Here is an 8,909-nt window from a genome sequence, read left to right as displayed (position 1 = left end):
CGGCGGAGGCTGCTGGCAGCTAGTGGCGCCCGATCGTCGGGCCCGAATCCACCTGCCTGACCGCTCGCCGGTCGCGCCGCCGCAGTTTGCTCACGACCTGCGATCCGGTATAGAGCACGCTAAGAACGAGATAGGCGGACAGCATCCCCGTCATCACGGCGATGAATAGACCGACCAGCCACGCGGTCAGAACGAGAAGTGGGCGAAAGCCCCTGCGCGGTTCAGCCACCGTTAGCTGCGATCGCGCGGTTAAGGATCTCCGCCAGCTGGTCGCCTGCGAACGGCTTTCGGTCTACGTAGCCCAAGCCGCTGAGTCCACTCAGAGAAATCGAAAAAAAGACGGCCGGGTTGCGTTGAGCTTGGATAGGGCCGGCCCTCATCAGCTTGGGGGGTAGTAGCGACCGCCGGCCGCGAGTCCCCAGTAGAAACCGATCTCCGGCAGGATCGCCAGACCCGGCGCGAATTCTCCGAAGATCTCGACGGGCGCAGAGTTCAACGTGATGCTTACCCCAACCGGAACGCGGGCATTCAGTCCGAATTCACTCGTGACTGCCTCACTCGCGAAGCTGGTTCCGAGCCCAAGGCCCACATACAGCGGAATATTCTCGGCGTTCTCGAACGACCGCAGGTAGTCGAGCGAAATGCTCAGATTGCCCTCGCCTTTGAAAGACCACGCCACATGCGACTGATACGAATTGCTCCCGTACTGGCCCCGAGCCGTAAGACCCGTCGGCTCGCCAGCCACGAGGCCGACGCCAAAACCACTGACCTGGGCCTCGGCGGACGACGGTGCGAAAACAGCCGCGGCCATCGTAGCTGCGAGCAGCATCTTTTTCATTTCAGTCCCCTGCGGACAAACGGAAAGCCAACGCCAAAAAGCTATTCAGAGAAACTGGATGCCACCATACATATTTCGACGCTGGGAACGCGTCGCTTGAATCAGCCGTACTGATTCTGCCAGATTGAGCCATCGGGAGAGTTCATGACGTCTCGCATCACCCATATCCTGCGCACCCATATCCTGTTCGTCCTCGTACTATTCGCGAGCACGCCAGCGGCCAGTGCTGCTCAAGAGTTAGATGATGCCTCTGGCGAGCGCACGGAAGAGTCCAGTTACCTGCCTGGTGAGGACCTCCGCGTCTGGTTGGTCACCGCCGGGCCAGGACACGAGATATGGGAGCGGTACGGGCACAACGCCCTGCGCGTCCTGAATACCCGAACAGGCAGAGATATCTCCTATAACTGGGGCATCTTCGACTTCAAGCAGGTCAGCTTCGTCTCGCGCTTTCTTCAAGGCCGGATGCTCTACCGCATGGCTGCGTTTCAGACCGACGCGATGGTCGACATGTACACCAACGCGGATCGACGGGTCGTCCTTCAGGAGCTGAACCTCACGCCAGCCCAGAAGCAGGAACTGCAGACGCTCGCTGCCATCAACGCGTTGCCCGACAATCGTGAGTACATCTATCAGTACTACCTCGACAACTGCTCGACTCGCATCCGGAACATCCTGGATCTAGTTCTCAACGGAGCACTCGAGGATCAGTTTCGGGCACTCGGCAGCCACGCGACCTATCGAGATCACACCAGGGAATTCACACAGGCCGATCCGCTGATCTCGACAGGCGTAGACCTGCTGCTTGGGGAGCACACCGACGCGCCGATCTCGGTCTGGGAGGAGATGTTCCTCCCGCTGACGCTACGGGATCAGCTCCGAAACGTCCGAGTCACTGGCCCGAACGGCGGCACCCGACCTCTCGTTATCTCCGAGCAGGTGGGCGGGGGCGAACTTCGAACCTCAGAGCCTCCGGACGGTTTGCGCTGGTTCCTGTTCTTTCTCCTCGGGGGACTTGGACTAGGGCTCTCGTTCGCCGCACTGGCACTACCGAGTGTGCAGGCATCGACGCCTGCGCGACGGGCACTAACCCTGCTGGCACTGGTATGGACCATATCCGGGGGCATTCTGGGCTCGATTCTCGTCCTCCTCCTGTTCACTGATCACACCTTCGCCTACCGGAACGAAAATCTGTTCCTGTTCAACCCACTGTTATTGGGGCTCGCGGCAACGTTGGTGCTCTCGTCGATGCGCCCTCGGTGGAGGCCGGTCAGCTCATGGCTGGCCCTCACCATAGCCGCAGTCGGAGGCTTGGGTCTGGTTTGGCAGATCATCCCCACGTCTCAACATCAGAACGCGATGTTCTTTGCCTTGGCACTGCCCGCACACCTAGGGATGGCCTGGGGTCTCCTCACATCCACCGGCCAAGCCGGGTCAAGAAAAGGTTAGCGTGCTGACATGATCCGACTCGTTCGGGGCCGCGCCGGTGTCCGAAACGAGTCAAGGTTGTTGTGCAGAGACGGCAAGCCTGCAATTCTGACTCATACCCCCTATCTCCCTAAATTGCACAGGCTTGAATGACGCCGACCACCGACGAGCTGATCGCACAAGCCAAGTCGGAGCCCGCCCCACTTCTTCCGCTCTTGCACCGACTCCATGAGCGCGACGGACACCTCAGCGAGGAAGCGCTGCGCGCCGTGGCCAAAGGCCTGCGGATTCCGATCGCAGACCTGTTTGGCACGATCACATTCTACCATCACTTTTCTCGCGAACCCGGCGGGCTCGAAGGCTCTCGTGTATGTACCGGCCCCATCTGCTGCCTTCACGGCGCTCACGATCTCCTCGATTCAATCGAGGGTGCCACTGGGATGGCGTGCAGCGGACGATGCGACGAACCGATCCCAGTTCTTCGAGGCAACACAACGCTGGTAGGCCTGTCTGCCGATGCGATGGACATCCGTGCGACGCCGATGCCTCCGGCTCCACCTGAAGGGATCGACGAGTGCGTCTTCGCCCACATCCGTGAGGCTGATCGAAAGACGCTTGCCGGCTACCGTAGCTCGGGTGGATACGACGCCCTGGAGAAGGCTGTCACAAAAATGTCCCCCGAAGCGCTGCTCACGATGATCGATGAGAGCGGCCTGGCAGGCCGGGGTGGCGCAGGCTTCCCGACTGGTCGCAAGTGGCGAGCAGTCGCCGAGGCTGACGGTGGACCCAAGACCGTGGTCTGTAACGCGGACGAGGGCGAGCCTGGATGCTTCAAAGATCGCGCCCTCATGGACCACGACCCGCACGCGGTGCTCGAAGGAATGGCACTCGCCTGCTACGCGACAGGAGCGCCGCGTGCGTTTCTCTATCTCCGATACGAATACCCGGAAACCGAGGCACTCCTCGAAGGTGCAATCGCCCAGGCTGAGCAAGCGGGGGTTCTGGGAAATGACGTCTTCGGCTCAGGCCAGAGTATCCACATCTACGTTCGGCGTGGTGCCGGGGCCTACATCTGCGGTGAGGAAACGTCGCTGCTCAACTCGCTCGAAGGAAAACACCCGTTCCCACGCAATCGCCCGCCCTACCCCGTCACCCACGGGTACGAGGGCACGCCGACTGCGGTAAACAACGTCGAAACGCTCGCGTCAATTCCGCCGATCGTCCTGCATGGCGCCGACTGGTACCGGGGGCTCGGACTAGGTGACCAGGCGGGCACAAAGGTGATCTCCCTTTCAGGAGACATCGCACGCCCCGGCAACTACGAAGTGCCACTCGGCATGCCCCTTTCGACATTGCTCAATGAGTGGGCCGGCGGCTGCGCGAGCGGGCGCTCGATTCAGGCGGTCACGATGGCTGGCCTGTCCGGTGGATTCCTCGCCGGTGATGACCTAGATGTCACGCTGGACGAACCATCCATTCGGGCGCGCGGATCATTCCTCGGCGCAGGCGGGATCATGGTCTTCGACGACACCCGGGACATGATTGCGATCGCGCATATGGCCATGGAGTTCTTCGCTGAGGAGTCGTGCGGGAAGTGCTTTCCGTGCCGTATCGGAACCCAGCGACTCACCGAACGACTCGCAGGAGACGTGGGGCCCGATGACCTGACCGCGTGGCTCGACGAGGTGAATGACCTCAACAAAACGATGAAAGAGACATCGGCGTGCGGGCTCGGACAGGCCGCGCCGCTGATTACGGAAAGCCTGCTGCGGTATTTTCCCGCAGAGGTCAAGGCACATGTCAGTCAGGAGAACGACGTACGATGAATGATGACGGACGCACGATCCATCTCGACGGTGAAAAGGTCTCCTTTTCCCGTGACGAGACGATCTATCAGGTGGCCGAGCGGCATCGGAAGGAGATCCCGACACTTTGCTATGACGAGCGCCTCGAGGCCTTCGGAGCGTGCCGGCTCTGCGTGGTGGAGCTCGAAGGTGCCCGAAATCCGGTCGCCTCCTGCACCACGAAAGCGGAACCGGGCATGCGCGTCACGACGAAGAGCAGCTCGCTCGAAATGCACAGGCGCGTGCTGCTCGAGCTCGTGACCTCGGAGAATCGTGAAGTCGACGTCGACGAACTGTCGGGGTACGCATCCCAGGAAATGGCAACGCTCGTCGATCAGTACGACGCCCGCTCCGGTCGCTTCGAGGGCCACAAGTCCGGAACGTCTCGCCCCGACGATCCGAACCCGTTCATCCTACGCGACTACGAGAACTGCATCTCGTGCTATCGGTGCGTACGCGTGTGCGCCGAGCAGGAAGGCGACTATGCGATCTCGATCATGAATCGTGGCTTCGATACACAGATCACAACGGAGTTCGGGGGACTTCTCAAGGATTCCTCGTGCACCTTCTGCGGACAGTGCATTCAAACCTGCCCGACGGGAGCTCTCGCGGACCTGAAGGCGCTACGCGCCAAGGATATCGAGAAGCCGGTCGAAAAAACGCGCTCCATCTGCCCGTACTGCGGGGTTGGCTGCGCCGTCGACATCATGACAAAGGGCGACCAGATCGTTGGAATTCAGCCGGCGATGGATGGTCCGGCGAACGAAGGCGCTCTCTGCGTTAAGGGTCAGTTCGCCTTCGACTTCGTGCATCATCCCGACCGGTTGAAGACTCCGTTCGTGCGAGATGACGAAGGCAAGCTCGTTCCTGCGACGTGGGACGAAGCGCTGGACAAGGCTGCGGCGGGCCTGCTCGAGGCGGTGAACGAACACGGGAGGCACAGCGTGTATGCCGTCGCCTCCGGCAGAGCACCGAGCGAAGCCGGCTACACCATGCAGAAATTGGTGCGAGCGGGGTTAGGGACTTCGTACATCGACAATTGCAGTCGTGCCTGACACGCTCCTACAGTCGCCGGTCTGGCGGCAACCATTGGTCGCGGTGCCATGTCGAATCCGCTCAAGGACATGGAAAAGCCCGATGTGATTTTCTGCATCGGGACGAACATGACAGAGTGCCATCCCGTCGCAGCGACTCGTCTGAAGAAGGCGATCGCGAACGGCGCCAAGATGATTGTGGCCGATCCGCGTGCGATCGGACTAACCGACATGGCGGATATCCACCTACCGCTGCGTGTGGGGTCCGACGCCGCGCTTCTCCTGGGCATGGCCCACGTCATCCAGCGCGAGGGGCTCGTCGACGAGGGGTTCATCACGGAGCGAACGGCAGAGGCCGAAGCGTTTCTGGAGCACGTGAAGGAGTTTACACCGGAGTGGGCGTCGACGATCACGGGCCTCGACCCTGCGATGATCGAAGAGGCCGCGATGCTCTACGGGCAGGCCGATCGAGGTGCGATCTACTATACCCTCGGTATCACCGAGCACATCTGCGGTGTCGATAACGTCCAGAGCCTGTGCAACATCGCGCTGATGACTGGCAACATCGGCCGGGAAGGCACCGGCATTAACCCCATGCGTGGGCAGAACAACATCCAGGGTGCCGGCGATGTCGGAGCGATCCCGAACAGCTACCCTGGCTTCCAGTCGGTCACCGACCCCGCGATGCAAGCGAAATTCGCCGCCGCGTGGGGACGTGAAGTCGACCTCCAAACGGGTATCACCAAGGTGCGTGCGCTCGAGCAGGCCGGGGAGCAGATCCGCGCCATGATCATCGATGGCGAGAACACGGTCGTGACCGACCCGGATCGGGCACATTGTGAGCACGCACTTGAGTCGCTGGACTTCCTCGTAGTGTGCGACCTCTTTATGACCGAGACCGCCGAGTTCGCTGACGTGGTCCTTCCCGCTAGTGGATTCGGGGAAACAGATGGCACACAGGTCAACACGGAGCGTCGCGTGCAACGCCTGCGACGAGCCGTTCCCCCTCCCGGTGAAGCAAAGCCGGATTGGTGGATCGTGTCCCAGATCGCGAAACGAATGGGCTTTAAGGGCTTTGACTACGAGGACGCCAGCGACGTCTTCAACGAGTTGTGTTCACTGTCACCGATCTACGCAGGACTGAACTGGGATCGTATCGCATTTGGCGAGTACCAGTGGCCTGTGCCCGAAGAAGGTCATCCCGGCACACCGCGACTGCACGAAGACGGATTCGTGAACGGTCGAGGGATCTTCAAGCTGATCAGATATCGTGACCCAGCCGAGACGATCGACGATGAATACCCCGTGTGGCTCACTACGGGACGCCGACTCGAGGCCTATCACTCACGCACGCAAACCGGAAGATCTGCGGGGATCGACTATCTCCTGTCTGAAGAAACCCTAGAGATCCATCCAGACGATGTCGCTGCGTGGGGAACGAAGGACGGCGGCTGGGTCGAGATGTCGAGTCGACGAGGTATGGTCACTGTAAAAGTCGAAGCGACTACGCGGTCGCCGCGCGGCACCGTGTTCAGCTCGTTCTCCTTCAACGATGTCCCGGTGAACATCCTGACAGGGTCCGGCTACGACCCCGTCACGGATACCGCCGAATTGAAGGTGTGTCCGGTGAAGATCACGCCGTGCCAGACACGGGGAGACGTAGCCGCAGACTGATAAGGGCCGACAGGGCGAAGTGCGAGCACCGACAACGGGAATACGACAGGAGAGAAACTCTCCGTGAAGCTTCCTACCGTCATGCTAGCTCGTATTTCCTTGGTGTTCACCTCGACACTGAAGTACACACCCGATCTGCGTTCGCGTGTGTACAACCCCCGTCATCTGTCGTCCCAACTCGCCCAGCGCGCCTCGGCCTCTGCCCAGACACTGGGTGGAAAATGCGCTTCCCCAAGGGCGTTTCCGGGGCCGACACCGTCGTGCCAGACGAGGCACTCGGCATCGGCGAACTCGTTCGCAACATCGTCGGCGACGCAGGAAATCACGAATTCCTCGGAGTCGAAATCATTCACGAACATCTCTAGGATCTCCCCGTCCGTGGGGTTCTCCAGATGGACCAGAAGGAAACGGCCTCGCAGAATCGCTGTGAGTGTGCCCAGGATCAAGCACATTGTGACGACCGTCAGAGGCGGTCCTGTTTTTCTGTTCAAGCGGGTTAACGCGATGCCGATGCAGATAACACGGCGGCCGGATACCGCCCCTAGAAGCTCTTTATCTGGGCGATTCGGACTAGGACACAAGCCCGCGCAGGCTGCTTCCTAGCGCGCGCGGGGAAATGCGTTTCGCTGATAGGACAATTCGTTCCCCGCTGCATATGGGAAGGCAGAAGCGCGAAACGATTTCCATGAGGCGTGGACTCGCCGAAAGGTCTCGTCTTCGGCTGCCTGCTCCTCCAGATACGCGTTCGACTCCTTCCACGCCGCGTCGAGAATATCTGGCGCGTACTCATGCAGCTGAACGCCATGGTCCTCGACCAGGCGCTTCATCGCCTTCGGTTCCTCGACGTCGTAGATCGCCAGGCGATCGGCAGCGGTGTCGGCACACGCTGTCTCGAGCACGTTCTGATACGTCGGCGGCAATTCGTCGAACGCTTTCTGATTCACGAGCAGGCCCATCGTCATGCCTGGCTCCCACCACCCCGGGTAGTAGTAGTGCTTGGCGATCTGATGGAGTCCCAGCTTTTCATCGTCATACGGACCGACCCACTCTGTCGCGTCGATCGCACCTCTCTCCAGCGCCGGGTAGATCTCCGCACCTGCCAGCACCTGAACGGTCACCCCTAGGCGAGACATGATCTCCCCCCCGAAGCCAGGGATCCGCATCCTGAGTCCGGCTAGGTCGGCGAGATCTCCGATCGGCTCCCGAAACCATCCTCCCATCTGGGCGGGACTCGCGATTGCGATAATGCTTCGGACACCAAAGTCGGCGTAAACCGAATTGACGAGATCGAGCCCTCCCCCATGGTGCAGCCATGAAACCTGCTGCCGCGTGTTGAGTCCAAAGGGGATGGCCGTGTCGAACGCCAGCGCAGGGTGCTTCCCTATGTAGAAGTATCCCGGAGACAGGCCACACTGAACGGTGCCCTGCATGACCCCATCCATGACCTGAAGCGATGGAAGCAGCTCGCCCGCCGCATAGGTCCGGATCGTGAAATTTCCGTCGGTCATCGCCTCGACGCGCGCTCCGATGCGTAAAGCCGCGCCGTGTAACAGGTCCGCGCTCGGTGGGAAGCTCGACGCCAGACGCCATGACACACTTGGCCCGGTGACCGACTGGCGCGGGAATCGGGCAGACAGGAAATCTCTGCGGCGCATAGGCATGACGGGTCAATGGAGCTGGACAGCCAAAGTCTGCGGTTGGGCCAGTCACTCGCAAGCCCCAGTGGCATCTCGGCTACGTACCACAGCGCAGAACATGGAGCCCATGTCCATGACTTGGCTGACGTCCCACGAACCGACGTTCTGATTGAATTATGCGATATTGGTTTTTCGATTCTCGCCCTGACCGAGCCCGAAAGACGTCGTTCATGCTTGTCCCTCTAATTGCCCTGCTCCAACTCGTCCCCTCCGCCGGGCCCGCCCCTCAGGTAGTCGTCCCTGCGTCGACAACCGAATACAGCGGCCGTCGAGGAGAGCTGGACGTCATGGTCCCCCGCATGGACCAAGACGTGGTCATCGACGGGGTGCTCGACGAGGCGGCGTGGGCCGAAGCCGCAGTTCTGACGGACTTCTCACAGTACCGCCCCGTAGACGG

7 protein-coding genes are annotated in these 8,909 nt (G+C 60.9%); 3 read left to right on the top strand and 4 right to left on the bottom strand.

Annotation, left to right across the window (positions count from 1 at the left end; translation table 11 throughout):
• Positions 1-19 precede the first annotated feature (19 nt).
• Positions 20-229 (bottom strand): hypothetical protein, encoded by a 210-nt coding sequence (locus OSA81_12920; GenBank protein MDE0899909.1) that lies wholly within the window; start codon positions 227-229, stop codon positions 20-22.
• 150 nt (positions 230-379) lie between these two features.
• Positions 380-838 (bottom strand): hypothetical protein, encoded by a 459-nt coding sequence (locus OSA81_12915; GenBank protein ID MDE0899908.1) that lies wholly within the window; start codon positions 836-838, stop codon positions 380-382.
• A gap of 144 nt (positions 839-982) precedes the next feature.
• Here OSA81_12915 and OSA81_12910 point away from each other — a divergent pair, with 144 nt between their 5' ends.
• The 3 genes from OSA81_12910 to fdhF all read left to right on the top strand — a co-directional run bounded on the left by OSA81_12910 (position 983) and on the right by fdhF (position 6,815).
• Positions 983-2,284, top strand: coding sequence for a DUF4105 domain-containing protein (locus OSA81_12910; GenBank protein MDE0899907.1), 1,302 nt, complete (start codon positions 983-985; stop codon positions 2,282-2,284).
• A 128-nt stretch (positions 2,285-2,412) separates the two neighbouring features.
• Positions 2,413-4,089, top strand: a complete 1,677-nt coding sequence (locus OSA81_12905; protein ID MDE0899906.1) for an NAD(P)H-dependent oxidoreductase subunit E — start codon at positions 2,413-2,415, stop codon at positions 4,087-4,089.
• Positions 4,086-6,815: a formate dehydrogenase subunit alpha gene (gene fdhF, locus OSA81_12900; GenBank protein MDE0899905.1), complete on the top strand. Its 2,730-nt coding sequence runs from the start codon at positions 4,086-4,088 to the stop codon at positions 6,813-6,815. The genes OSA81_12905 and fdhF overlap by 4 nt, the downstream gene beginning before the upstream one ends.
• Before the next feature lie 161 nt (positions 6,816-6,976).
• On the opposite strand, the gene OSA81_12895 is transcribed toward fdhF, so the two are convergent.
• Entirely contained in the window at positions 6,977-7,267 is a 291-nt protein-coding gene (locus OSA81_12895) for a hypothetical protein (GenBank protein ID MDE0899904.1), read from the bottom strand.
• A gap of 147 nt (positions 7,268-7,414) precedes the next feature.
• Positions 7,415-8,476: a hypothetical protein gene (locus tag OSA81_12890; GenBank protein MDE0899903.1), complete on the bottom strand. Its 1,062-nt coding sequence runs from the start codon at positions 8,474-8,476 to the stop codon at positions 7,415-7,417.
• Between the last annotated feature and the right edge of the window lie 433 nt (positions 8,477-8,909).

Source organism: Longimicrobiales bacterium, assembly GCA_028823235.1.
GTDB lineage: Bacteria > Gemmatimonadota > Gemmatimonadetes > Longimicrobiales > Gaopeijiaceae > UBA2589.
Note: the sequence above shows the minus strand (reverse complement) of the source record. Positions and strands in the feature narration are given on the sequence as shown.

What these genes read in the sequence shown, in the direction of transcription:
- OSA81_12890 (MDE0899903.1), bottom strand. Translation starts at nt 8,476, where the DNA reads ATGCCTATGCGCCGCAGAGATTTCCTGTCTGCCCGATTCCCGCGCCAG.
- OSA81_12910 (MDE0899907.1), top strand. Translation starts at nt 983, where the DNA reads ATGACGTCTCGCATCACCCATATCCTGCGCACCCATATCCTGTTCGTC.
- OSA81_12895 (MDE0899904.1), bottom strand. Translation starts at nt 7,267, where the DNA reads ATGTGCTTGATCCTGGGCACACTCACAGCGATTCTGCGAGGCCGTTTC.
- OSA81_12915 (MDE0899908.1), bottom strand. Translation starts at nt 838, where the DNA reads ATGAAAAAGATGCTGCTCGCAGCTACGATGGCCGCGGCTGTTTTCGCA.
- OSA81_12905 (MDE0899906.1), top strand. Translation starts at nt 2,413, where the DNA reads ATGACGCCGACCACCGACGAGCTGATCGCACAAGCCAAGTCGGAGCCC.